A 24,257-nucleotide genomic window follows, 5' to 3' on the forward strand; every position below is an offset into this window, starting at 1 on the left:
TTCGGCAGAAGCGTCTGCCTGGTGGACCGCGAACTGTGACACTTTCCCCCATGCTCGAAGTGCGCAACGGGATGACCGGCGGAACGGTCAACGGCCAGCTCGTCCAGGCGAACCAGGTCAACCTGGTCACCTCGGAGGCGGCCTGGCCCCACCAGGTCGGCGTGATCCCCACCGTCGCCGACGCCTTCCAGCCACGCGGACTCGTCGACCTGATCACCGCCGGCCGTGCCGTCGTCCTCTCCGGCATGGGCGGCATCGGCAAGACCCAGCTCGCCGCCCACCACGCCCACGAACAACTCCGGGGCGGACAGGTCGACCTCCTCGTCTGGGTCACCGCCGGCAGCCGCCAGGCCGTCCAGCAGACCTACGCCCAGGCCGCCGCCGAACTCGGCGTCCCCGACCTCCTCGCCTGGCTCAACACCACCACCCGCCGCTGGCTCGTCGTCCTCGACGACCTCCAGGACCCGGCCGACCTGCGCGGCCTCTGGCCCCCCGTCACCGCGATCGGCCGCACCGTCACCACCACCCGCCGCCGCGACCCCGCCCTGCGCACCGCCGACCGGCAGGTCCTCCCCGTCGACCTCTTCAGCGCGGCCGAATCGCTGGCCTACCTCACCGACCGTCTCGCCCTCCACGACCTCACCGAGCCCGACGACCACCTCGCCGCCCTGGCCACCGACCTGGGCCACCTCCCCCTCGCCCTCGCCCAGGCCGCCGCCTACCTCATCGACCTCACCGACACCGGCCTCACCGCCGCCCACTACCGCACCCTCCTCGCCGACCGCCGCCCCCTCGCCACCCTCGCCCCCACACCCTCCGCCCTCCCCGACGACCAGGAAGCCACCCTCGCCGCTGTCCTCGCCCTCTCCCTGGCCCGCGCCGACGCGGTCACGGAGGGCCTCGCCACCCCGATGCTCCGGTTGATGTCGGTCCTGGACCCCAACGGCATCCCGGTCAACGTCCTCACGGCCGATGGCGCCCGGTGCTACCTCCGCGAGAACGGGGAGGCGGACGCGCCCGCGGTGATCCGCGCGCTCCACCGCCTCAGCCTGGCCGACCGGATCCCGGCCGCCGACCAGTGGCACCCCGAGCTGCTCCGGGTCCACGTGCTGACCCAACGGGCCGCCTTCGAGACCGTGTCGGACGAGGCCGGGCGCACGAAGCTCCTCCGGCACGCGGTTGGTGCGCTGCTGTCGGCCTGGACCGACATGGGCGCGCGGCTCGGGTTCCTCGGCTACCTGAGGGCCAACAGCGCCTCACTGCGGCCCCATCATCCGGACCTCCTCGGCGACGACGCCGGGCGGAGCCTGGCGCTCGTCGAGGCAGTGGCCACCAGCATGACGGAGGACTCGTCCGCCGCCACGGAGTTCTACCACGAGCTCCTGAACCGGGCGGTGGCGAGGCTCGGGCCGGAACACCCCTTCGTGCTGGTCGTGCGGCGGGAGTGCGCCCGCAAGGGTGACCACGCGGCGCAGGACCTGGAGCTCCTGCTGGCCGATCAACGGCGGCTGTTGGGAGAACGGCACATCGAGACGCTCCAGACCAGGCAGATGCTGGCGAAGACCGTCGGCGATGCGACCGCCGAGCTGGAGGTCAGCAGGCGAATCCTGAAGAAGCAGATCCGGCTCTTCGGCCGCAGGGCCCCCGTCGTCCTTGCCACCCGGAGCCAGATCGCGCAGCTGGAGAGCGTGGCGGAGCCCGCCCGTGAACTGGCCCTTCTCGAGGAACTCCTCGCCGCCGTTGACGAGACGAACGGCCCGGGCCGACTGATGGCGGTGAACATCCGGCGCCGGATGGCCGCCCTTCTGCTGAGTACGGACGAGTCGGACGCCACCCACGCCAGGCTGGTCGCACTCGCGGACGAAGTGAGCCGCGCCGTGGGCCCGGACAGTCGGGAAGGGCTTCAGGCCCGCTTCGCGGTGGCCGCCGGCCTGCTGCGCACCAAGGGAGTCGAAGCCGGCCACGATGCCTTCCGGGACCTGGCCGCCGACGCGGTCCGGGTGCTCGGCCCCGAGGACGAACTCACCCGCTCCCTGGCGCGCATGTTCGAACTAACCGGCACCTGCCTCGCCGATCCGCATGATCCGCCCGTGTGAGTCCAGCACCACGTCGTACGCGTTCCCGTAGCACCCGTACGGCTCCGCCGGCTCCCGCTCCGCCAGGCAGTCGTCGAGGTGGGCGACGAGCTCCGGCAGCGGGACGGGCTTGGCCGGGTTGCCGTGGGGGCGGTCAACGAGGGTGGCGCTGACGCCGGCGGCGGCGAAGCCGTAGTGGACGGGGGTGCCGGCGGGCTCGTAGCGGTGGTCGTCGCAGCTGAACCTGGCGGTCCGGGCGGTGAGTTCGGCGGGCTCGGCGGAGATGACGACCAGGACGCTGTGGCCCGGCCGCAGCGTGGGTGCGGTGCAGGTCGGGGCGGGGGCGGGGGCCTCCTGGAGGAAGGACTCCGGGGCGTCGGCCGCGTCGTCGCCGCCGCCGTCGTCGGGGTCGTCGTCGAGGTCCACGCCGTCGGCGATCGCGGCGGAGGAGGCGGCGGCGACGGTGGGGCCGGAGTCGGCGGGGGTGCAGGCGGCGAGGCCGACCGCTGCGGTGCTGGACAGCAGGGCGGCGAGCAGGATTCGGGGCGCGGCCATGGCACAAGTCTCCCCGGGCGGCGGCGGAACTGGATACCCACGTACCACGACCGCCGCCACCACACCGGTTCCCGTCCCCGGTCGCGTTCCCCCACCCGTTCCCGTTCCCGCCGGACGTGCGGGTCCGGCGGGAACGGGAGGTCCGGAGGTTCAGGGAGGGAGGGTCCGTCAGGCCGCCACCGACCGCGGCCCCTCGTACGCCTGCCGCAGCCGCGCCTGGGCCGCCGCCCCCGCCCCGAGGTGGTCGAGGCCGAGCAGCGCGGCCCCCAGGACCGGCGGTGCGACGACGACCCGGGGTTGGGCGAGCGGGGCGGCGGCGGCGAGCCGGGCGGTGAGGTTGTCGAGGAGCAGCGGTTGCCGGGAGGCGAGGACGCCGCCGCCGAGGACGACCGGGGTGGGGGAGTCCATCAGTTCGAGCCGGCGCAGGGCGACGACGGCGAGCCGGACGATCTCGTCGGCCTGCCGGTCGATCAGTTCGAGCGCGACCTCGTCGCCGGCCTCGGCGACGGTGAACAGCACCCGGACGATCTCGTGCAGCCGGCTGCCGGGCAGCTGTCCGAGGTGGACGGCTTCGGCGACGGCCCCGGCGCTGGGCAGGCCGTAGTGTGCGGCGATGGCGGGGGCGAGGGCGGTGGGGCCGCCGCGGCCGTCCTCGGCGCGGACGGCGTGCCACATGCTGGTGGCGGCGAGGCCGGAGCCGCCGCCCCAGTCGCCGGTGAGTTCGCCGAGGGCGGGGAAGCGCGCGGTGCGGCCGTCGGGCAGCAGCCCGACGCAGTTGATGCCGGCACCGCAGACGACGGCGACGCCGCGCGGGCCGTCGGTGCCGGCCCGCAGCAGGCCGAAGGTGTCGTTGACGACGGTGTTGCTGGCGCCCCAGGGGTGGGATTCCAGGGCGGCGCGCAACGCGTCCACCTCCACCGGGAGGTCGGCGTTGGCGAGGCAGGCGCTGACGTGGCTGGTGAGGCTGCCGGTCCAGGTGGGGTGTCCGGCCGCGGCGGCGGCCTCGGCGACGAGCGGGGCGAGGCCGGCGATGGCGGCGGCGCCGCCGATCGTCTGGGGTGCGAAGCCGCCGCCGCGGGCGGTGCCGTGGACGGTGCCGTCGGCGCCGATCAGGGCGACGTCGGTCTTGGAGTTGCCGGCGTCGATGGCGAGGACGCCGGGCAGGTGTGGTTCGGGCTGGTGGGTCATCGGGTCCCCGCGGCTCGTACGTGGCCCGGCCGGGTTCATCGTCGGCCGGGGTGCCCGACCGCGCGCGTTGTCGGCCGGGAGGGTGGGCGGTGGTGGTCGTCCGCGCCGGGCCCGGCCCGCGACACCCTCATATCGCGGGCCGGGCGGTCGGCGGGCGGTGCGGAGCCGCCGGTTCGGAACCGGCGGCTCACGCCCGGGGGCGGCGGCTCACGCCCAGGGCAGGTGTTCGCGGTTGTGGGCGAGCAGCCGGTCGGTGAGCCGGTCGGCGAGTTCCAGCTGCCCGACGAGCGGGTGGGCGAGCAGCGCGTCGAAGACGCGGTCGCGGCCGCCGTGCAGGGCGGCCTCCAGCGCCAGGTGCTCGTACGAGGTGACGGCGGCGATGAGGCCGGCGTACAGCGGCTCGACGGCCCGCTGCGGGAGCGGCCGGACGCCGCCCGCGTCGACCTCGGCCGGGACCTCGATGACGGCGTCCGCGGGCAGGAACGGCAGCACCCCGTCGTTGCGGGTGTTGACGACCTGTACGGAGGTCCCGCCGCCGGTCCCGAGCAGGGCGGCGATGAGCTGCACGGCGGCCTCGGAGTAGAACGCCCCGCCGCGCTTGCCGAGCAGTTCGGGCTTGGTGTCCAGGGCCGGGTCGGCGTACAGCTCCAGCAGCTGCCGTTCGATCTCGGCGACCTGGGCGGCCCGCGAGCCCTGTGCCTTCAACTCCTCGACCACCACGTCGTGTTGGTAGAAGTAGCGCAGGTAGTAGGACGGGACGACGCCGAGGCGTTCGACGAAGGCCTGCGGCAGGTGCAGGTCCTCGGCGATCTCCTTCCCGAAGCCGCTCAGCAGCTCCGGCAGCACCTCCCGCCCGGTCGCCGCTCCGGGCGCGTCGAGCAGGGTGACGCCGCGTTCCCAGGTGAGGTGGTTGAGTCCGACGTGGTCGAGCCGGATCAGCTCCGGGTCGACGCCGAGGTGGGCGGCGAACTTGCGCTGGAAGCCGATGGCGACGTTGCACAGGCCGACGGCCTTGTGTCCGGCCTGCTGGAGGGCGCGGGTGACGATGCCGACGGGGTTGGTGAAGTCGACGATCCAGGCGTCCGGGTTGCTCCGGCGGACCTGTTCGGCGATGTCGAGGACGACCGGCACGGTGCGCAGCGCCTTGGCGAGCCCGCCGGCGCCGGTGGTCTCCTGGCCGACGCAGCCGCACTCCAGCGGCCAGGTCTCGTCCTGGTTGCGGGCGGCCTGCCCGCCGACGCGCAGTTGCAGCAGCACCGCGTCGGCGTCGGCGACGCCCGCCGCCACGTCCACCGACGTGGTGACGACGGCGCCGTGCCCCTGCTTGGCGAAGATCCGCCGGGCGAGCGCGCCGATGAGCTCCAGCCGTTCCGCCGCCGGGTCGATCAGCACCAGTTCGCCGATCGGCAGGGTGTCGCGCAGCCGGGCGAAGCCGTCGACGAGCTCCGGGGTGTACGTCGATCCGCCGCCGACGATTGCCAACTTGAGTGCGGACATCAGCCCTTGACCCCTGTCAGTGTCACGCCTTCGATGAAGGCCTTCTGTGCGAAGAAGAAGAGGAGGATCACCGGCGCCATCACCAGCAGGGTGGCGGCCATGGTGAGGTTCCAGTTGGTGTGGTGCGCGCCCTTGAAGGACTCCAGTCCGAAGGAGAGGGTCCAGGCGTCGTGGTTCTCGCTGGCGTAGATCTGCGGGCCGAAGTAGTCGTTCCAGCAGTAGAAGAACTGGAACAGGGCGACGGCGGCGATGGCGGGTTTGGCCATCGGCAGCACGATCCGCAGCAGGGTGCGCAGGTCGCCGCAGCCGTCCACCCGGGCGGCCTCGATGTACTCCTTGGGAATGGTCATCAGGAACTGGCGCAGCAGGAAGATGGAGAACGCGTCGCCGAAGGCCATCGGGATGATCAGCGGCCACAGGGTGCCGGTGAGGTGCAGCTGCTTGGCCCAGAACAGGTACATCGGGATGATGGTGACCTGCGGCGGCAGCATCATCATCGAGATGACCGCCATCAGTGCCAGGTTCCGGCCGCGGAAGCGGAACTTGGCGAGCGCGTACGCGACGGGCAGGCTGGAGACCACGGTGAGCAGGGTGCCGAGGCCGGCGTAGAGCAGGGTGTTGCGCCACCAGGTGAGGAAGCCGGGGGTCTCCCACACCTTGAGGTAGTTGCCCCACTGCCAGGAGCCGGGCCAGTAGTCGGTGGTGAGCGCCTGACTGTCCGTCATGACCGAGGTCAGGAAGGCGAAGACGAACGGCAGCAGGAAGAACAGCGCGGCCGCGACGGCCAGCGCGTGGACGGCCACCCAGTTGAGGGCGGCGCGGCGGCGGGCGGTCCGGGCGGCGCCCGCGGAGAACGGTGAACTGCCGGACGTACGGGCCGACTTGGCGAGCGTGGGGGTGCTGAGAGTCATCGAGGGGTCCTCACTTGGTCCACTGGTCCGCTAGTCCTCGCTCGCCATGAAGCCCGAGCGGCGGCGCAGCAGGATCGAGGTGACGGCCATCGCGATGGCGAACAGGACCAGGGCGACGACGCAGGCCGAGCCGGTGTCGAAGCGCTGGAAGCCGAGGTTGTAGACCATCTGCGGCAGGGTCCAGGTGGAGCCCTGCGGGAATCCGGGCTCGAACTGCTGCCCGGAGTTGCCCGCGATGCCGCCGGCGACCTTCCCGGCGACGATCGCCTGCGTGTAGTACTGCATGGTCTGGATCACGCCGGTGACCACGGCGAACATGATGATCGGCGAGATGTTCGGCAGCGTGACGTAGCGGAAGCGCTGGAGCGGGCCGGCGCCGTCGAGTTCGGCGGCCTCGTACTGCTCCTTGGGCACGTCCAGCAGGGCGGCCATGAAGATGACCATCAGGTCGCCGATGCCCCACATGGCGAGCATGGTGAGCGCCGGCTTGGACCAGGACGGGTCGGCGAACCAGCCGGGCTGCGGGAGGCCGAGCTCGCCGAGGAAGTGGTTGACCGGGCCGGTGCCGGGGTTGAGCAGGAACGCGAAGGAGACGGTGGCGGCCACCGGCGGGGCCAGGTAGGGCAGGTAGAAGGCGGTGCGGAAGAAGCCGACGCCGCTCTTGACCTTGGTGATGAGCAGCCCGACGCCGAGGCCGAAGGCCACCCGCAGCGACACCATGACGACCACCAGCCACAGGGTGTTGCGCAGGCCCTGCCAGAAGAACGGGTAGTCGTTGAAGACGTAGTCCCAGTTCTTCAGCCCGGTGAAGGTGGGGGCGGTGAACCCGTCGTACTTCATGAAGGAGAAGTAGACGGTGGAGATCAGCGGGTACAGGAAGAGGACGCCGAAGCCGATCAACCAGGGGGAGAGGAACGCGAGGGTGCGGGCCGCCTCCCGGCGGCGCTTCCGGCGCAGCAGGTGCTGCGTGGGGGGCGCCGCCGGGCGGGTGGGTCCGGTCCCCTTGCGGGTGCCGAACGCGAGTGACATGGGAGCTCCGAATGCCGTGCCGTGCCGTACTGGGAAGAACCGTCCGGCCCTACTTCGCCTGGGCGACGGCGGCGTCGATCTCCTTGGCGGTGGCGGCCAGGCCGGCCGCGAGGTCGCTCTGCTTGCCGGACTCGTAGGCGTAGCCGAGGTTCTGCAGCGAGACGATGTACGCGCCGCCGTTGACGCTCGCCGGGGTGGTGCCCGAGCTGGGGTTCTTGGCGATGTCGAGGAAGGTCTTGAAGTTCGGGTCGCTGATCAGCTTCGGCGAGTTGAGCGCGTCGAAGGTGCTCGGCACGTTGTGGATGGCGTTGGCGAAGCTGACGACCGCGTCGGTGTCGGTGGTCAGGTACTTGACCAGCTCCCAGGCGGCGGCCTGCTTCTTGCTGCTGCGGGCGATGCCGATGATGGTGCCGGTCTGGTAGCCGCGGCCGTAGCTGGCGGCCTGGTCGTCCGGCACCGGGAACGGCGCGGTGGCCCAGTCGAAGTCGGGCTTGTTCTCGGCGAGCGAGGCGGTGCGCCACTCGCCGTCCAGCGCCATCGCGACCTGGCCGGTGTGGAACGGGTTCTTGGCGCTGAACTCCTCGCCGAAGGTGGCGCGGTACTTCTCCAGCTTGTCGAAGCCGCCGAGCTTGTCGATCAGGTCCTTCTGCCACTTGAGCATCGCGCCGACCTTGGGGTCGGTGGCGACGGAGGACTTGCCGTCGGTGCCGAAGTAGGAGGGGCCGTACTGGCCGAGGAAGTGCTCGGTGGTGGTCTCGTAGCCGTGGTAGTTCGGCAGGAAGCCGAGCTGCTTGAAGCCGTCGCCGTCGGCGACGGTGAGCTTGGCGGCGGCGTCGGCGAACTCGCTGAAGGTCTTCGGCGGGGCGGTGATGCCGGCCGCGGCGAAGGCCTTCTTGTTGTAGTAGAGGCCGAAGGCGTCGCCGAGCAGCGGCAGCGAGCACTGGTTGCCCTGGAACTGCGTGTAGTTGAGCATCGCCGCCGGGAAGGTCTTGGCGGCGTCGATGCCGCTCTTCTGGAGCAGCGGCTTGAGGTCGACGGAGGCCTTGGTGGAGCAGAACATGCCGACGTTGTTGGTGGTGAAGGAGGAGACCACGTCGGGGGCGTCGTCACCGCCGGCCCGCAGCGCCTGGTTGACCTTGTCGTCCGCGATGTTGCCCACGGCCTTGACGTGGATGTTGGGGTGGGCCTTCTCGAAGGCGGCGATGTTGTCGTTGATCGCCTTCACCTCGCTGTCCTGGCTCCAGCCGTGCCAGAAGGTGATGGTGACGTCCTTGCCGGCGGCCGAGTCGTCGTTGCCGCCGGCGTCGTTGCTGCCGGTGCAGGCGGTGGCGAGCAGGGCGAGGACGGCGCTGCCGGTGACGGCGGCGATCGTGCGGCGGCCTCTGCGGGCGGTGGTGGAGTGCACTGCGGGGTCCTCCTGGGGGTGCGCGGGCAGGCGTCATCGCCTCTGGTCCCGCGTTCGGGGGTTGGGGAGAGGTGGGTGCAGGGTGCGGACGGGGGAGCGTCGACGGGTGGGTGGCCATCAGGACGGTTTCAGCGGGTCAGCCGGTCGGCGGTTCAGCGGTTCAGCGGTTCAGCGGGGCGGTTCAGTGGGTGGAGAAGACCGCCTCGCGGGCGTCCGCGAGGGCGCGTTGCAGGGCGCCGAGCAGGACGGGCGAGCCGGGCAGGGCACTGCTGCGGACCTCCGGCCGGGCGTGCGAGATCCGGTCGAGTTCCTCCGCGACGAGCTCGCGCAGCCGTTCGCCGCCCGCGCTCGGCACGTCACCGGAGACGACCACCAGTTCGGGGTCGACGACGGCGACGATGACGGCCAGGCCGACGGCGAGCCGGGCGGCCAGGGCGGTGAGGAACTCGTCGCCGGCGCCCGGGGTCTCCAGGGCCTTGGCGACGGCCTCCGCCGCGGTGGCCGCGCCGAGCCCGTGTTCGCGGGCCAGGGCCCGGACGGCGGGCGCGCCGACCAGTTCCTGGAACCCGCCGGCCTTGCGGCGGCGCACATCCCGCTGGACGGGCGCGCCGGGCACCGGCATGTACCCGACCTCCCCGGCGCCGCCGGTGAAGCCGCGGTGCAGCCGGCCGGCGATCACGATCGCGGCGCCGGTGCCGTCCCCCGCCCAGAGCAGCACGAAGTCCTCGAAGCCCCGCGCCGCGCCGGAGGCCTGCTCGGCGACGGCGGCGAGGTTGACGTCGTTCTCGATCGACACCGGCGCGCCGATCGCCTCGGACAACTCCTCGACCAGCCGCGGCGAGTGCCAGCCCGGCAGGTGGGAGGCGTAGCGCAGCTTGCCGGTGACCGGATCGGGGGCGCCGCCGACGCCGATCACGACGGTGTGCAGGCTGCCCTCGGCGAGCCCGGCGGCCCGGACGGTCTCGGCGACCGCGGCGGCGACCCGGGGGACGGTCTCGGCGGCCGGTACTCCCTTGGTCGGGGTGACGTGCTCGGCCAGCGTGGTGCCGGTGATGTCGGCGACGGCGACCCGGATCTCGCTGTTGGTGACGTCCAGCCCGGCGACGTACCCGGCAGCCGGATTCACCTGGTACAGCTGCGCGTTGGGGCCGGGACCGCCCGCGGTGGTGCCGACCGGCAGCACCAGCCCGGCCGCCTCCAGCCGGGCCAGCAGCTGGGAGGCGGTCGGCTTGGAGAGCCCGGTGAGGGTGCCGATCTGGGTACGGGAGAGCGGGCCGTTCGCCAACAGCAGTTCGAGCGCGGCGCGGTCGTTGATGGCGCGCAGCAGACTGGGGGTGCCGGCGAGGGGAACCTTGGCGGTGGTGGTCTTGGTCACGCGCAGAATCCTCCTCTTCCAGCTGGTCGTGGGCGCAACGGGGGCGCACCGGGGGCCCGTCCCTGCGAACTGTTAGGAAACTTTCCAGTCGCTTGGGAAGGACCGTACGGTCCCCGTCGACGGAGTGTCAATGGCCCGCGCACGGCAGGATGCCGAAGCGTTATCGGCCCCACCCCCGGGCAGCACGAAGCCCTGCCTCCACGCGGTGGGAGCAGGGCTGGACTCGCCCAGCCTTCAAAAATGAAACAGGTGTGCCGCCCCTCCTTGAACGAGGAGGGGCGGCACACTTATGGGCGAAATTATTAAAGAGATGGGAATTGTGATGTCGCCCCTCGGTGCGCCGAGGGGCGACATCAGTAGAAGAAATCAGCGCAGAGAAATAAGGCCAAGCCGCGTCTTGGGTGCTTGCTGGATCGCCGAGGGTCGCCCTTGACGTGCTTGCGATTCCCCCTCGGCAGGCCGAGGGGGAATCGCAAGCAAAGCCCGATTAACAACCCAAGGCCGACAGGGGGAGGCCTTGGGAACTCGATCGCCCGCCTCGCCTAGGTGGCGAGGCGGGCGATCGCGAGAGGAGGCGAAAGAAAGAGGAGGAGGGCGCCGGCCTCCTCTAGCGCGGAGGCCGGCGCCAGAAAGTAGCAGATAGGCCAGTTGGCAACAGCCCCGCGCATCATGGCCATAAGAAAGTAATGGCCTTAATCGTCTTCAGATCGGGAGGGGTGAACGTTATGAGTGAAGAACAAGTGATATGTAGAAATCTGGCTATCGCTCCTCGGTGCCGAGGAGCGATAGCCAAAGAAACATCAGACATTGGGCACCCCACCCACCCCGCTGCCAGGGGAGCGCTCCCATCGGGCCCGACCTGCAATCACAGCGATCGGTGCGCGGCCCGCCCGACAACGGCCGGGCCGCCCGAAACCAGGAGAAAGCAACTGACCAGCGCAGACCGGCGGGCCTGCGCCCGAGATTTGAGCACGCCGAATCCTTCGCGATCCCCTCACGCCTGCTCTCTTCCAACAGGCGCGTGAGCAGGCTGGAGGTCAGGCAGCTTCGGCTCGGTCCAACCCGGCGGCACCCGGTTGCGCGAGCCAGACCAGCCGCGAGGTGATCCCCGGCCGTCCGGCGAAGTGGCGCAAGGCTCGTTCGGGAGATGCGAGGGTCATTCGCGCCTGCCCGTCGACGCTGATCACGTGCGTCGGCCCGTCATCGTCGACGAGCCCCCAGGCCACGACCCACCCGTCGGCGTCCGCGGGGCTGTTGCCGCACACCTGCACGACGGCGAACAGGCGGGGTGCGGTGTCGAGCACGAGCTCGCACAGCTCCCGGTCGAAGGGGCCGGGAACGGTCGGCGCGAGCGTGGCCGGGCGGGGGTTTTGCGAGGGCTCAGCAGTCATGGAAGTCTCCTGCCTCAAGGCATGGTTGAGCCAACGGCCAGCACCATCGGTAACTGATCCATGTCATACGGTAGCGCCCGCATGGCATACTTGCCATGCAGTCCGTTGAAGACCTGCTAATTCACTCTGGGTAGTGAACGAGAGGATCGCGATGTCATCGAGCGGCGCCCCGACGTTGCGGCAGCAGCGCCTCGGGTTTGAACTGCGTAAACTCCGCGAGAACGCTGGGCTCAGCTCAACTGCCGCTGCCGCTCGGGTGGGAGTGAGTCAGGCTCACATGAGTCGAATTGAAGCGGGCCGCTACGCGGTGAGCGCAGAGCGGGTCCGTGTGTTCGCTCGCGCGTACACGTGTGGGGACGAGAACCTCATCGATGCTCTGGCCGGCATGACAGGCAGGCGGACCCGGGGGTGGTGGGAGGAGTACCGCGAGATCCTGCCGCCGAACATGCTCGATCTTGCCGAAACGGAACACCACGCCACGGCGATGCGCATCGCCTCGGTGATTCACATCCCCGGCCTGCTCCAGACTGTCGACCAGGTGCGTGCGCTCGGCAGCAGCGCTGTACCGCCTCTGGCTCCACATGAGGTGGAACATCGGGTCTCGTATCGCATTAAACGGCAGGTCGTGCTCTACGGCGAGCGGGCGATCCCGCTCACGGCGATTGTCCATGAGGCAGCCCTGCGGATGGGGTTCGGTGGTCCTGCTGTAGCTCGCGCACAGCTCAAGCACCTCATCGAGGCGAGCATGCGCGAGAACGTCTCGGTTCTCGTGATTCCCTTCGGTGCGGGTACGCTCCCCGGCTCAGGGCAGTCCATCGTCTACTGCTCTGCAGTCGTGCCCCAACTCGACACCGTGCAGCTGGACACGTATCACGGCTCCGAGTTCCTTGACGCCCATGCGCACCTGGTGAAGTATCAGAAGGTTCTGGACCTGATGGAAGCCTTCGCCCTCAGCCCCGCGAAGTCGCGTGATCTCATTGCCCGTATCGAGAAGGAAACCTGAGAGGAAGAGCTGTGGCAGCGCTCAACTGGCAGAAGTCCAGCTACAGTTCCGAGTCGGTCAACTGCGTTTATCTCGCCGCAGCCGCCGACCGCAGCATCAAGCTCCGCGAGAGCGATGACCCCGACGTCGTCATCACCACAACGCCCGACAAGCTCCGCGCCCTCCTTCACGGCATCAAGCGAGGCGAGTTCGACCACCTGACAAGGTAGTTCCTCTTGGGCGGCCCGCCTGCGCGTACCGAGAGAGCTATCGGACCATGTAGCGGTACACCGGGGCTCCTTCCCAGGCCGGGGGCTTGTCGCCCAGGTTCCGATAACCGAGGGCTTCGTACATCTTCATCGCGGCCTGTGCTTCGGGCCGGACCGCTAGCGTCACACGCTCCGCCCGGGTTCCTTCGAGTACGGCCGCGTGCAGTTCCCGGCCCAGCCCCCGCCGGCGCTGATCCGGGGCCACGGCGATTTCCCGGATCACGAACGTCCGGTGTCCGTCTTCGCGGGTGAAGCCCTCGTCCAGGCCGAGGCCATTCCACCAACGGCTGTCCGACTGGAGCAGGACGCCAAAAGCGAAGCCGACCAGGGCTGCACCTGAGCGAGCCAGCACCAGTCGGAAGCCGGGCATGGTCCGGAACGCCTCGTAGCCTTCCAGGAATCCGGCCAGGTCGCGGGGCCCCTCGAAGTACGGTGGCTCCGCGAACACCTGCTCGTACAGCGGAGCTATCTCGTCCAGCATCCGGGCAGCCGCATCCGGATCGGTGAAGGTCTCGAACACAGGCGTCTGCACGATTCTCCTCTTAGGGGATCAGATGGGCGGTGCTGGCAGCGGCCAGGGAGGGATTCAAGAGCTTCAGGTGGGAGTGTGCCTCCTCCATCGATGTGCGAGCCCGGCCGGACGACACCTCGGTCAGCAGGACGGCTCCCGAGGTGAGTTCGTGGGCCGACTCCTCGGCCTCACCTGCTTGCGCGAGCGCCCCGGCAAGGCTGAACCGCACCAGTGCTTCGTTCCGCGCGTAGTTCGTCTCCTGGTGTTGGAGCGAGCGCCGTAGCCAGTCCACGGCCGCCTTGTGGTGCCCCGCCTCCGTGAAGAGGGATGCCTGTGCCAGCGCCAGCTCCGCCGGCCCGTGGAACACCGCCCAGTCGGGTACCGGTCGCTCGTTGCGCTCTTGCTCGAAGGTGCGAGTCGCCTGCGCCAAAGTCGATCGGGCCGTGACTGGGTCGCCCATCATCGCGTGAGCGCGGGCCTCCCGGGTCATCAGGATGGACATCAGTGAGGGGGGCGCCCACGACGCGGCCTTGGACCGTGCGGCGCGGGCGAGATCGAGCGCGGTACCAGGCTCGCGCTCTCGAAGACTCATCAGTGCCATGGACGCCATCACCACTACGGCGAGCGAGTTGTCTTGTAACTCCTCGGCTCGGGTAAGCGCGTGCTTCCAATGCTTCTTGGCCCGGACGTTGTCGCCGGCGTCGAAGGCCAGCCACGCCACGTGTTCCGCGGTCTCCCCCGCGATCAGTCGGAGTTGGCGGCCGATCGTACCCGGGTAACTCTTGGTGGCGATCAGCCGTTCGACCCGAGCGAGGTGAGCTTGCGCGAGAGGGCCGACTGTCGCACCGCCAAACCGGTCGTCCAGCCCGTACAGGGAAGTGAGTCCGGCCCGCAGGTCCATGACGGTCTCGGCCCCGATTCGCGGCGGCCCTAACTTGGCGGACACAGCGGCACCGCCGGCCAGGGCGATGAAGGATCGACGGTTCACGTCTTCTGGCTCTTCTCGGGGAACGGGTGGTGGTCCTGATCGACGGTGCGGCGGCACGGTGAAACCCGCCTGCTCCAACGGGATACCCAACATTGCTTCGAGAACCCGTTGGCGTGCCGGGTGAGGGCACGGGGGAAACGGCTGCCGCCAGCGGTGGTACTGGCGACTGCTCACGTCTTCGTCCGCTCCGAGCTTGCGCGCCGTCGCGGCGTACACCTGTCTGAACCTGGCTGGGCTACTCCAGCCGAACTCTGTGCACAGGCGGGTGAATTGGGTCTCCACATCGCAGACGGTAACCCGCCGGGCCGCTCACCGTGCATAGGTCCGCGTGCGGAAAAGTCCGTCGAAAAGTCCGCCGGTTCCCAGCCGTTGATCTCGCGGCGGCGGTCAACTAGTCCCTGCCTGTCCGAGTGACGACGCGACTACTCGATGTCGCAAAGGGTCGGCTGCCCCTTTGGGGGTTTCCTGGCTGCGCACGCGGGCCTTCGGCAGCCCACCACCCCCGCGCCTCTCAGCGGGTGAATCGGAAGGAGTGCACGGAATGGACGACAAGAACGGCACCGGCAACGGGTCGGGCGACCACAACGGGTCCGGCGGCCACAACGGAGACAACCCGAAGAGTGAGTGAAGGCAACGGCGCTCGTTGCCTCCGGCCGCTGCTGGCCGACACTCGCGCCCCTGGGTTCCTCACAAGCCCCCGGTCTGTCGGAAAGGGCTGGCAGGCCGGGCCGCACCACCCCGCAAGGCTGCTCACCTGCACTCGGGTGAGCAGAGCCAACCCGATTGGAGAAGCATGTGAGCGCCACCACCATCACGCCCGGTGACCTGGAGGTCATCAACCTGACCCGCCGCCTGGACCACTCGGTCCCCGACGGTGACTTCGCCCCGGAGACGTCCGTCGAGTTCCTGACCCGCCGCCTGGACCACTCGGTCCCCGACGGTGACTTCGTCCCGGCGGGTACCGAGGTCTGACCCCACTTCCGAACCGATGCCGGTTGGTTGACGGCATGGGCGGGTCGGTGCGGGTGATCATCCGGGCCGACCCGCCGTTCGCGTTGCACACACCCCAACCAAGGAGAGTCCGCATTGAAGACCGCCATCGCCACCCGCGTTCCTGCCGGCTCCTTCTTCGACCTCGACCGGACGGACCCGGTGCTGACCCGGCTCCGCGAGGAGGGTGCCGAGATGGCTTTGCCGTTCGTCCTGATGGAGCGCCTGGTGAAGTCGGGCACCCCCTTCGCGGAGCACGCGCGTGCTCTTCGCAGTGAACCCGTGACCGTGGCCGGGGCCACCTTCGGCTGGTTCGACGCAGAGCTTCACGGCGAGATCGCCGACGAGATCAACCTGACGGACTACGAGATCGTCCAGCACACAGACGAGCGCCGCGCGGCGCTGACCCAGGCCCTGGACCGCCTGTCGCTGGTTCACCCCGAGGGGTTCGCCTGCGTGCGCGAATTCGTCCGGGGGCTGCTGTGGGTGGGCCTCAAGCCGGGCGTTCACATGTCCTCGCTGACCAGCTCCAGCGACCCGGCGCTCCCGTACGTCATCACGTTCTCCGACAAGGCGTGCCGCCACATTCCGCCGAACACGGTCAGCGAGCAGCCATCGCCCCTCTTCTTGGCGGAGAATCTGCTGCACGAAGGCGTGCACCAGTCGATCAGCTTCCACGTCCTCCAGCACCGGGTCTTCGCCGACGGGTACTCGTCCAAGACCTCTCCCAAGATCGAGATCAATTGGCGGGCCGGGCAAGGAGAGGGCCGCAACCAGTACTGGGAGATCGACCGGGCCTTCCACGCGACCTGCGTGTACAACCAGCTGCTGCGGTACCGCCAGTCCGAAATGCGCCGCGACGACCTGACGCCCAACGAGCGCGAGAGCTTCCGGAGCGCCTACGACGAGGGACTGCCGGCCGTCCGCTACCTCATGTGCGAACTCGAGCTCCTGCGTGAGCACTTCTCCCCGCACGGGTTGGAGCTACTGGCCGACCTGCGCCACCAGACCGACCATCTGTAGTGCCACGCTGAACCGAACGAGGGAAGGTCCAGTGCTCCAGCACCTCATCGACCAGGACGAGGGCCTGCGTATGGTCCCCACCGACCAGAACGAGCTGACCACCGCGGTCGGCCGACTCCACGAGGAACTGCGGGCCTTGCCCGAAGAGAGCGACCCCGCGCGGGCTCGGGTACTGACCAGGTGGATCGGCATCGGCCAGATGTGCCTGGGCCACCACCAGGAGGCCCGCGCGTTCCTCCGGCAGTCGCTCGACCTGGCCGCAGCGATCGGCAACACCCGGGCCGTCGTCGCCACCGGGCTCAACCTCGGCGACGCGCACCGCTATGCCGGTGACGTACGGACTGCGGACGCGCTCTACCGCAGTGCCCTGAACACCGCGCGAAGCCAGCACCCGGAACTTGTCGACTTCGCGCTTCAGCACACCGGCAAGCACCTGATGGAGTGCGGCGACCTCGCGGATGCCCGGGCCCATCTCCAGGAAGCGCTGCGGCTGCGGATCGCCAAGGGGGACGCCGGGCTGGTCGAGTCCACGCAGGCGGCACTCGCCCGGGTGGAGATGCTGATCGGCCAGGCCGACGCATCGGCGGCGGGTAGCACGGTGCCGCGCCGGTGGAGCGGTCAGTGGACCTCATGGCTCCAGTCCCGCACCACGGTCCGGACGTCGGCCCGGTGGGCGGAGGACTTCCCCAACGTCCAGGACGCTGTACGTGGGCTCACCGCACACCAGCGCGTGCAGCCGCGCCACCTACGTGATCAATCGTTTCCCGCTGAGCTGGTCGCCGCCATGGCGCTGGAGGCCGAGAGAGCCCTTGCTGCTGGTGGATACCTGCACAACGGCAAGTGGAACGCGCCCGTCGGCGATGCCGCGAATCGGTTCGCCGCACAGATCGATCTCGCCGCAGTCGTGGCACGGTCCTCCGGCCTGGAAGTCGAGCAGCCGCACGCCGGCGTGTACATCGGCTACGAGGAAGGGCAGTTCCTCGACTTCCACGTGGACGAGTCCGGCTTCGGTGAAGCCAACCTGATCCTCTGCCTCGAGCACGCTCGCCCGACCGGTGAGCCCAGGGTCAGCACCACCGTCTTCATCAACGCCGACGGCCATCTCGAATGCGATCTCGGCGTGGGTGACTGTGTCGTGTTCGACGGCGCGCTCACGCCTCACGGCCGGACGCCGCTCGGTGCCGGAGAGCGCGTCACCCTCATCAGCTTCGGCTTTCGTGCGCATGATCGGGCTCTGCGCACGCTCACGAACCTCCCGCAGGTTCCTCGGTAGGGAAGGTGGAACCGCGGGGTGGGGGCGGGGCTACCCACGCCCCCTCCGCGCAGGGCGGCTTCCGTTACGGGGTCTGCTCCGGCCTCGGCAGCGGGATCGGCTCGGTGGCCTTGAAGCGGGGCGAGGCCGGGTCGGCCAGGGCCGACGGCGGCGCCTGGTCGGTGACGGCGGGGGCCGCCGTTGCCGTCACGGAGGCTGCCGCAGCGGCCGCCGCCGCGGCAGCCGCGGTCGGGGTCTCCTCCTTGACCTTGACCCCGGCCAGGTCGAACGCCGCCTTCAGGCGCTGCCGCAGCGCCCGCGCCACCACCGACGACTTTCCCGGCGCCGTCCGGGCCTCGATCCGCACCATCACCGAGTCCGCCGCGACCGACTCCACGCCCAGCACCGACACCGGCGCCCACAGCAGCTCGTCGTACGGCGCCTCCTTGGACAGCGCCTCGGCCGCCTCCTGGATCAGCCCCTCGACCCGCGGCAGGTCCTCCTTGTAACCGATCTGGACGTCCACCGAGGCGGTCGACCAGCCCTGGCTCATGTTGGCGATCCGCTTCACCTCGCCGTTGCGGATGTACCAGATCTCGCCGTTCGTCCCGCGCAGCTTGGTCACCCGCAGGCCGACCTCCAGCACCGTGCCGGTGGCCACCCCGGTGTCGATCTCGTCGCCGACGCCGTACTGGTCCTCCATGATCATGAAGACCCCGGAGAGGAAGTCCGTCACCAGGTTGCGGGCGCCGAAACCGATCGCCACACCGGCGACACCGGCACTCGCCAGCAGCGGCGCCAGGTTCACCCCCAGCGCGGAGAGCACCATCAGCGCCGCCGTGCCCATGATCGTGAACGACGCCACGCTGCGCAGCACCGAGCCGATCGCCTCCGAGCGCTGCTGGCGCCGCTCCGGGTTCACCACCCCGGTGTTGGCGAGCAGCCCGCCCAGCCGGCTCTCCTCCTGGGACTCGTGCGAGCGCGCCATCCGCGTGATCAGCTGCGTGATCAGCTTGCGCACCACCGCGCGCAGCACGAACGCCAGCACCACGATGAAGACGATCCGCACCCCGCCGGCCAGCCAGCCCTGCCAGTGGGTGTCGAACCAGCTCGCGGCCTGCTTGGTGGTGTCGGTGACCTCCTGCGCGCTGGTCGGGATCCTCAGGTCGAGCTGTGGCACCTGCGCGGTGGGGCTGGGCGACGGCGTCGTCGGGGTGGTGGGCGTCGAGGCGGACGCGTCGGCGAGACCGGTGGCGCCGGAGCGGAGCACGTGCGGGACCTTCCTTGCAGGGGGGCGTGTGAGGGCGTGTCTGACACCCCTGGCCCGCGCCGCCGCAAGCGGCCCGCGGACCGTTCGGCTTAGCCTATCCGGCACGGAACCCGCCTCTTGACACGCCGCAGTGGCGCGGACGGTTCCACCGGAGGGCGTACGAATCACCCCGGACGCCCCGTCAACGCCCCGGTGCGCTCCTGCTCACGCGCAGGGCCGGCGCTGCTCCGACCGGCCGATCCGTCGCTCCGGAGGGCACCCGGGGCCCGCCCGGCGGGCCCCGGGTGCAACCGGACCCTCCCCAGGGCATACCGGGTATGACCGAGGCCACACCCGGAGTTCCGGTCAGGTCCGTTACACAGGAGTGGTGGCGCCGTACGAACGCGTAAGGCGACACTGGGGGAGATCACGCACCCGTTGTGTGATCCAACCGCTCGTCCCGGCGCGAGCCACGCGCCGCAGGCGTCCAAGGAGGCATCCGTGCCGCATGTCCTGGTCCTCAACGCGTCCTACGAGCCACTCGGGGTCGTATCGATGCGCCGCGCACTCATCCTGGTCCTCAACCACAAGGCGGTCAGCCTGGAGGACTCCGGAGTCACTCTGCACAGCGCCACCAGCGCCCTTCCGGCGCCGTCCGTCGTCCGTCTGACCCGCTTCGTCCGGGTCCCGTTCTGCGGGCCCGTCCCGCTCACCCGCCGGGCGCTGTTCGCCCGCGACCACGGCCGTTGCGTCTACTGCGGGGCCGCCGCCACCAGCGTCGACCACGTCATCCCGCGCAGCCGGGGCGGCCAGCACCGGTGGGACAACGTGGTGGCGGCCTGCCGCCGCTGCAACCACACCAAGGCCGACCGCCACCTCACCGAACTCGGCTGGCGGATGAAGCGCCAACCGGCCCCGCCCAGCGGCCTCGCCTGGCGCATCATCGGCACCGGCATCAAGGACCCGCGCTGGCGGCCCTACCTGGAGCCGTACGGCGGATCCGACCAGTTGCGCGCCCCGCAGTGGGGCGAGTACGAGCACCACGACCATACCGAGCCGGGTCACACCGTCCCGCTCGGCCGGGCGCACGGCGCCCACTCCGCCCCCGTCCGCCGCGGCGAGCAGCCCGAACCGCTCTCCGCCTGACCCCGCTCCACAAGGGCCTGCCCGTCACACCATCGGTACGCCTCATGGGCCGCCACGCACCCCACCGGGGAGCGCGGCGGCCCGCCGTTGTTCAGCCCCCGGGACTCCCGCCCCGGTCCGACGGCCGCAAACGGCCGCCTCCCCCGCCTACGGCTTCGCCGTCGCCGTCCCGCCCGGCGCCGGAGTGGCCGGCGGGCTGGTCGGGGCCGTGGTCGGCGGGGCCGTGGGCGCGGTGGTGGGCGTGGTGCCGCCGGGCTGCTGCGCCGGGGGCGCGACCGGCGGCTGGGCCGGCTGCGCGGGCGCGGTGACCGCGTACAGCTCGATGCCGTAGAGCGAGTACCCGTACTTGCTGGCCCGCGCCACGCCCTGCATCCGCACGAACTTGGCGCCGGCCGCGTCGAACCGCACGGTCTCGTCGCCGCCCTTGCCGTTGTCCACGGTCGCCGCGTCGGTCCAGGTCACCCCGTCCGCCGAGGTCTGGATCTTGTACGCGGAGGCGTACGCGCTCTGCCAGTGCAGCACCGCCGCGCCGAGCCGGGTCGGCTGCGGCAGCTCCAGCTGCACCCAGGCGTCGTCCTTGGCCGGCGAGGACCAGCGGCTCTTCGGGTCGCCGTCGGCGACCGCCGAGGCCGGGAAGCTCGGCGTCTCGTCGGCGGAGGAGGTGGCCTTGGCGCCGAGCGCCAGGTCGGAGCCGCTGGTGGGCGGCACCACGTGCACCTGGAGCACCTGCTTCACGGTGGTCGTGCCGGCGACGTACTGCACCGGCACCTGGTACGTCCCGGACGGCGTGCCCGGGGCGGCGACGACCAGCAGCGGCACGCCGACCCGGCCGCCGCGCGGCACGGTCACGCCGCCGGCCGGGGTCACGGTGAGCCCCTTCGCCGCGGCCGGGACCTCGGTGCGCAGTTCGCCGGTGGTGCCCTCGGGGCGGCCGGCCTCGACGGTGGCCCGGGTCTGGGCGGGCGAGCCCGCGCCGGTCACCACGTCCACGCTCGGGTCGGAGAGGCTGAGCCGGGCGGCCGGGACGTCCGCGTACCAGGGGATCACCTGGTTGACGACCGGCGGGTCGCCGCCGGGCTTCCAGGTGATCCGGAACGCGTCGGCGGCCTGCCCGCCGGCCGGCAGCTCGTTGTAGCCGGGCTGGATGACGCCGATGTCGACCCAGCTCCCGTCGGGGCGGCGCAGCGCGACGGTGGCGGTGGCCCGCACGTTCGGGTCGGTGAGGACGGTGAGCCGGTCCAGCGGCCGGGCGGCGCCCAGCTCGACGGTGAGCGGCTCGTCCTGGGCGGTCGGCGGCTTGGCGGCGCGGTAGGCGGTGTCCGGGTTGCCGTCGAGGACGGCGGCGGCCGACGAGCCGGGCAGCGCGTCGGGGCCGCCGGTGACGCTGGCGGGCGCGTCGTCGGGTGCGGTGACGGTGAACTCGCGGACGGCGACGGCGGTCTTCTGCGCGGCGGTGGCGCGCAGCCGCACGCTGCGGACCACGGAGCCGGCCGGCAGCTGGGCGCTGACCGACTTCTGGTTGTGCACGACCGCGAGCTGCTTCCAGCCGCCCTCGCCGGTGGTGTACTCCAGCACGCCGTCGCGGATGTAGTCGTCGAGGGCGGTCTGGCCGTCCGGGCCGCTGCCCCAGGAGCCCATCAGCACGGTGACGCCGCCGACCGGGCGGCCGGCGCCGAGGTCCACGCCGACCGCGTCGCCGGGCTGCGGCGGGGCGGAGCTCCAGTAGAAGGTGTCGGCCACGCCGTCGGTCATCAGCGCGGGCAGGTGGTCGTGCGCGGTGCCCATGGTGGTGGTCGGGGTGAGTCCGCCGCCGGCCACGCCCGCCCAGTTGTCGGCGGCCCGCACGGCCCGCTCCAGGAAGGGGGTGAGCACGCCCGCGCCGATGGTCGCCGGGCTCTGGGCGAGCTGTTCGCGCAGCCGGTTGAGCTCGACCCGGGCCTTCCAGGCGGCGGCGCCGTCGCCGCCGTGCTGGGCGAGCAGCATGTCGAGGGCGGCCTGTCCGGCCAGCCCGTAGTCGCGCAGCGGGGCGAGCCAGGGCGCGGCCTCGGCGGCGAGCTGGGCGGTGGCCTGGGTGCCGGAGAGGGTCTGCTGGGCGCCGGCCATCGCGGTGAAGGCCTCCCGCAGTGGTGCCGCGGCCTCTATCAGCTTGGCGAGGTCGGGCGCGGTGCCGGAGGTGGGTTCGGCGGTGGCCCAGAACCGGTCGAGCAACGGCGTCAGGTAGCCGGACTCCTGCTTGGACAGCGGTGAGGAGGAGCTGTTCCCGGCGAGCGCGGTGACGGCGGACAGGGCGGTGCCGGCGGGCGTGGAGCCGCCGCCGGTGGGGCCGGCCAGCGAGCGCACCGCGGCCTGCCAGGACTCCTCGGGCTTGTAGCCGGCCGGGTTCCAGGCGAAGTCGCCGGCCGTGGCGAGGGCTATCCGGGAGGCGACGGGCTGCTGCATGGCGCCGGTCAGCAGCACCGCGGAGCGGGTGGCCAGCTCGGGGTCGCGCCCGGTGTAGGCGCCGAGGAAGAGCCGGTCCGGGTTGGCGTCGTTGACCGGGTAGTTGTCCATGGTGACGAGCGGGTGCCCGTACAGCGCGCCGGTGTCGGAGGCCTGGGCGCCGGTGATCTTCTCCGGGATCACCCCAACCCCGCTCCAGGCCACCTGCACGCCGTCCGGCAGCGCGGCGGCCAGGGCCTTGCGGTACGGCGTGGCGCCCTGCTTGTGGTACTCGGTGGGCACGACGGACAACGGCGCCAGCCCCGGGTTCCGCGCGATCAGCCGGTCCTGCACCTTGGCGACCAGCGCGGCCTGCGCCTTGGCGGCCGCGGCCGGCCCGGTGCCGTAGGTCGAGCGGTCCTCGTCGCAGTGCCACTCGTCGTAGCTGACGTCCAGGAACTGGAGCTGGAAGGCGGTGAAGCCGAGCTTGCGCAGCCCGTCCAGCTTGCCGACGAGCGCGTCCACGTCCTTGGCGGAGCTGAAGCAGAGCGACTGGCCGGGGTCGATCGCGTAGCCGAGCGTGACGTGGTTCTGCCGGGCCCGGGAGCCGAGCGCGCGCAGCTCCTCGGCCTGGGCGGCGGGGTAGGCGTCGCGCCAGCGGGAGAGCCGGAACGGGTCGTCACCGGGGGCGTAGAGGTAGAAGTTCTGCTTGGTGCGGCCGAGGAAGTCGACCTGGTCGAGCCGCTGCTGGGAGGTCCACGGGGTGCCGTAGAAGGCCTCCGCGGTGCCGCGCACGGCCGCGCCGGTGGGCCAGTCGCGCAGGGTGATCCCGGGCAGGCCGAGTCCGGCGGCGCCGGGCGCCTGGCCCGCTCCGACGGGGACGGCGGCGAGCAGCTGGCGCAGGCTCTGCGCGGCGTAGAAGGTGCCGGTGGCGTCGGCGCCGGCGAGCACCACCACGCCGTACGTCCCGCCGCCCTGGGCGGGCAGCTGACCGGCCGACAGCACGTACCCGCCGGCCGGCATCCCGGCGGTGGAGGGCGCGGCGGCGTCCTTGCCGCCGGCCGCGACGGCCAGGTCGCGCAGCGTGCGGTCCACCGCGCCGTCGGCGTCCTCGGCGGGTCCGCCGACGTACACCACCAGCGACCCGGCGGCGGGCGCGTCGGCGTCGGCCTGCGGGGTGACGGTGGTGGCCCCGGCGACACCCAGCACCTCGCGCACGGCGTCGACGGCGCCGTGGTCGGCCTTCGGCGCGGTCACCAGGGTGACGGCGGCGGGCACCGCGACCGGCTTCCCGGTCACGGTCTGCTCCTGCGGGCGGGGGAAGACCTGGGGGTTCGTCATGCTGCCCAGCGGCGTCTGCGGAGCGGTGCTCACCACGTCCGGCCCGGGCGTCGCCGCGTACGCCGCGGAGGGCACCGGCCCGGCCAGCAGCCCGCCGACCACGGCGGCCGCCGCGACCCCGGCCGCGATCTGCATGGTGCGCCGCCCCGGGTGGCCCGCGACCCGCCGGGCCCGCTCGGCCCGGACCGAGGCCAGCAGCGGCTCGGTGCCCTTGAGGTCCGCGATCAGCCGGTCCGCCGTCCTGGGCGCCAGCTGACGGCAGGTCCGCGCGGTGGCCCGCCGCGCCGCCAGCGCCGCCGGGTGGTACAGCACCCCCTGCAACGCCGGACTCTGCTCCAACTGCTGCCGCAGCCGCCGCCCGGCCACAACGGAAACTCGGGCTTGCACAGGAGCCTCCTCGCCAGGCCTGGACCACATCGCCGCAACCCCACCAGCTGGCCAACCCGGTGTCAACGCCGCCGACGGCTATGACCGGTTTGTCCGCATTGATCACCTGTCTGATCATCCACCCACCCCACCCCCGGGGCCGTCCGTCCGCAGGTGAAGCGACCACCGGGTGAGCACTCCGGTCTCACGGTTCACAAGGGTTTCACCGACCCGTCATGCCCCGCCGCCCGCACGGCCGATCCCCACCCGCTCCCGTGTCGCGCCGGGTCACCGGG

19 protein-coding genes are annotated in these 24,257 nt (G+C 71.3%); 7 read left to right on the top strand and 12 right to left on the bottom strand.

Annotation, left to right across the window (positions count from 1 at the left end; all coding sequences use genetic code 11):
* Window positions 1-50: 50 nt before the first annotated feature.
* Entirely contained in the window at window positions 51-2,096 is a 2,046-nt protein-coding gene (locus tag ABTY15_RS14315; protein ID WP_350581999.1) for an NB-ARC domain-containing protein, read from the top strand.
* On the opposite strand, the gene ABTY15_RS14320 is transcribed toward ABTY15_RS14315, so the two are convergent.
* From ABTY15_RS14320 to ABTY15_RS14355, 8 genes are all read right to left on the bottom strand, one after another.
* Entirely contained in the window at window positions 2,052-2,630 is a 579-nt protein-coding gene (locus ABTY15_RS14320; protein WP_350582003.1) for a hypothetical protein, read from the bottom strand. The genes ABTY15_RS14315 and ABTY15_RS14320 overlap by 45 nt on opposite strands.
* 168 nt (window positions 2,631-2,798) lie before the next feature.
* A complete protein-coding gene (locus ABTY15_RS14325; RefSeq protein ID WP_350582006.1) occupies window positions 2,799-3,818 on the bottom strand; it encodes an N-acetylglucosamine kinase in 1,020 nt (339 codons plus the stop codon).
* A gap of 207 nt (window positions 3,819-4,025) precedes the next feature.
* A complete protein-coding gene (locus ABTY15_RS14330; RefSeq protein WP_350582010.1) occupies window positions 4,026-5,315 on the bottom strand; it encodes a 6-phospho-beta-glucosidase in 1,290 nt (429 codons plus the stop codon).
* Window positions 5,315-6,226 carry a carbohydrate ABC transporter permease gene (locus tag ABTY15_RS14335; RefSeq protein WP_350582016.1) on the bottom strand — a complete coding sequence of 304 codons (912 nt, stop codon included), beginning with the start codon at window positions 6,224-6,226 and terminating at the stop codon, window positions 5,315-5,317. The genes ABTY15_RS14330 and ABTY15_RS14335 overlap by 1 nt, the downstream gene beginning before the upstream one ends.
* A 30-nt stretch (window positions 6,227-6,256) precedes the next feature.
* Complete coding sequence (locus tag ABTY15_RS14340) at window positions 6,257-7,255, bottom strand: carbohydrate ABC transporter permease (RefSeq protein WP_350582019.1); 999 nt, start codon at window positions 7,253-7,255, stop codon at window positions 6,257-6,259.
* Between the two features lie 49 nt (window positions 7,256-7,304).
* Window positions 7,305-8,660 (bottom strand): ABC transporter substrate-binding protein, encoded by a 1,356-nt coding sequence (locus ABTY15_RS14345; protein ID WP_350582023.1) that lies wholly within the window; start codon window positions 8,658-8,660, stop codon window positions 7,305-7,307.
* A gap of 181 nt (window positions 8,661-8,841) precedes the next feature.
* Window positions 8,842-10,035, bottom strand: coding sequence for an ROK family transcriptional regulator (locus ABTY15_RS14350; protein WP_350582026.1), 1,194 nt, complete (start codon window positions 10,033-10,035; stop codon window positions 8,842-8,844).
* Window positions 10,036-11,072: 1,037 nt separating this feature from the next.
* Window positions 11,073-11,426, bottom strand: coding sequence for a hypothetical protein (locus tag ABTY15_RS14355; protein WP_350582029.1), 354 nt, complete (start codon window positions 11,424-11,426; stop codon window positions 11,073-11,075).
* Window positions 11,427-11,577: 151 nt separating this feature from the next.
* Here ABTY15_RS14355 and ABTY15_RS14360 point away from each other — a divergent pair, with 151 nt between their 5' ends.
* Together ABTY15_RS14360 and ABTY15_RS14365 are read left to right on the top strand one after the other, a co-directional pair.
* Window positions 11,578-12,429: a helix-turn-helix domain-containing protein gene (locus ABTY15_RS14360; protein ID WP_350582106.1), complete on the top strand. Its 852-nt coding sequence runs from the start codon at window positions 11,578-11,580 to the stop codon at window positions 12,427-12,429.
* A gap of 11 nt (window positions 12,430-12,440) precedes the next feature.
* Entirely contained in the window at window positions 12,441-12,638 is a 198-nt protein-coding gene (locus ABTY15_RS14365; RefSeq protein ID WP_350582032.1) for a DUF397 domain-containing protein, read from the top strand.
* 37 nt (window positions 12,639-12,675) lie between these two features.
* Here the strand turns inward: ABTY15_RS14365 and ABTY15_RS14370 are convergent, their stop codons facing one another.
* Entirely contained in the window at window positions 12,676-13,209 is a 534-nt protein-coding gene (locus ABTY15_RS14370) for a GNAT family N-acetyltransferase (RefSeq protein ID WP_350582036.1), read from the bottom strand.
* A 10-nt stretch (window positions 13,210-13,219) separates the two neighbouring features.
* Window positions 13,220-14,458 carry an NsdA family TPR-like regulatory protein gene (locus ABTY15_RS14375; protein WP_502893497.1) on the bottom strand — a complete coding sequence of 413 codons (1,239 nt, stop codon included), beginning with the start codon at window positions 14,456-14,458 and terminating at the stop codon, window positions 13,220-13,222.
* A gap of 513 nt (window positions 14,459-14,971) precedes the next feature.
* Here ABTY15_RS14375 and ABTY15_RS14380 point away from each other — a divergent pair.
* The 3 genes from ABTY15_RS14380 (at window position 14,972) to ABTY15_RS14390 (ending at window position 17,462) form a co-directional block, all read left to right on the top strand.
* A complete protein-coding gene (locus tag ABTY15_RS14380; RefSeq protein ID WP_350582051.1) occupies window positions 14,972-15,148 on the top strand; it encodes a hypothetical protein in 177 nt (58 codons plus the stop codon).
* A gap of 114 nt (window positions 15,149-15,262) precedes the next feature.
* Window positions 15,263-16,189 carry a hypothetical protein gene (locus ABTY15_RS14385; protein WP_350582055.1) on the top strand — a complete coding sequence of 309 codons (927 nt, stop codon included), beginning with the start codon at window positions 15,263-15,265 and terminating at the stop codon, window positions 16,187-16,189.
* A gap of 31 nt (window positions 16,190-16,220) precedes the next feature.
* Window positions 16,221-17,462: a tetratricopeptide repeat protein gene (locus ABTY15_RS14390; RefSeq protein WP_350582060.1), complete on the top strand. Its 1,242-nt coding sequence runs from the start codon at window positions 16,221-16,223 to the stop codon at window positions 17,460-17,462.
* Window positions 17,463-17,526: 64 nt separating this feature from the next.
* On the opposite strand, the gene ABTY15_RS14395 is transcribed toward ABTY15_RS14390, so the two are convergent.
* Window positions 17,527-18,711, bottom strand: coding sequence for a mechanosensitive ion channel family protein (locus tag ABTY15_RS14395; protein ID WP_502893498.1), 1,185 nt, complete (start codon window positions 18,709-18,711; stop codon window positions 17,527-17,529).
* A 480-nt stretch (window positions 18,712-19,191) separates the two neighbouring features.
* On the opposite strand from ABTY15_RS14395, the gene ABTY15_RS14400 reads away from it, so the two are divergent.
* A complete protein-coding gene (locus tag ABTY15_RS14400) occupies window positions 19,192-19,836 on the top strand; it encodes an HNH endonuclease (protein ID WP_350582062.1) in 645 nt (214 codons plus the stop codon).
* Between the two features lie 147 nt (window positions 19,837-19,983).
* Here ABTY15_RS14400 and ABTY15_RS14405 read toward each other — a convergent pair whose 3' ends face one another.
* Window positions 19,984-23,982 (bottom strand): glycoside hydrolase family 84 protein, encoded by a 3,999-nt coding sequence (locus tag ABTY15_RS14405; protein WP_350582066.1) that lies wholly within the window; start codon window positions 23,980-23,982, stop codon window positions 19,984-19,986.
* Between the last annotated feature and the right edge of the window lie 275 nt (window positions 23,983-24,257).

The sequence above is a fragment of the Kitasatospora sp. NPDC097643 genome, assembly GCF_040302625.1.
In the GTDB taxonomy this organism is placed as follows: domain Bacteria; phylum Actinomycetota; class Actinomycetes; order Streptomycetales; family Streptomycetaceae; genus Kitasatospora.

Bases quoted from the DNA above. Each gene is read 5' to 3' on its own strand.
- ABTY15_RS14330 (WP_350582010.1), bottom strand. From the start codon at position 5,315: ATGTCCGCACTCAAGTTGGCAATCGTCGGCGGCGGATCGACGTACACC.
- ABTY15_RS14325 (WP_350582006.1), bottom strand. From the start codon at position 3,818: ATGACCCACCAGCCCGAACCACACCTGCCCGGCGTCCTCGCCATCGAC.
- ABTY15_RS14335 (WP_350582016.1), bottom strand. From the start codon at position 6,226: ATGACTCTCAGCACCCCCACGCTCGCCAAGTCGGCCCGTACGTCCGGC.
- ABTY15_RS14320 (WP_350582003.1), bottom strand. From the start codon at position 2,630: ATGGCCGCGCCCCGAATCCTGCTCGCCGCCCTGCTGTCCAGCACCGCA.
- ABTY15_RS14355 (WP_350582029.1), bottom strand. From the start codon at position 11,426: ATGACTGCTGAGCCCTCGCAAAACCCCCGCCCGGCCACGCTCGCGCCG.
- ABTY15_RS14315 (WP_350581999.1), top strand. From the start codon at position 51: ATGCTCGAAGTGCGCAACGGGATGACCGGCGGAACGGTCAACGGCCAG.
- ABTY15_RS14340 (WP_350582019.1), bottom strand. From the start codon at position 7,255: ATGTCACTCGCGTTCGGCACCCGCAAGGGGACCGGACCCACCCGCCCG.
- ABTY15_RS14360 (WP_350582106.1), top strand. From the start codon at position 11,578: ATGTCATCGAGCGGCGCCCCGACGTTGCGGCAGCAGCGCCTCGGGTTT.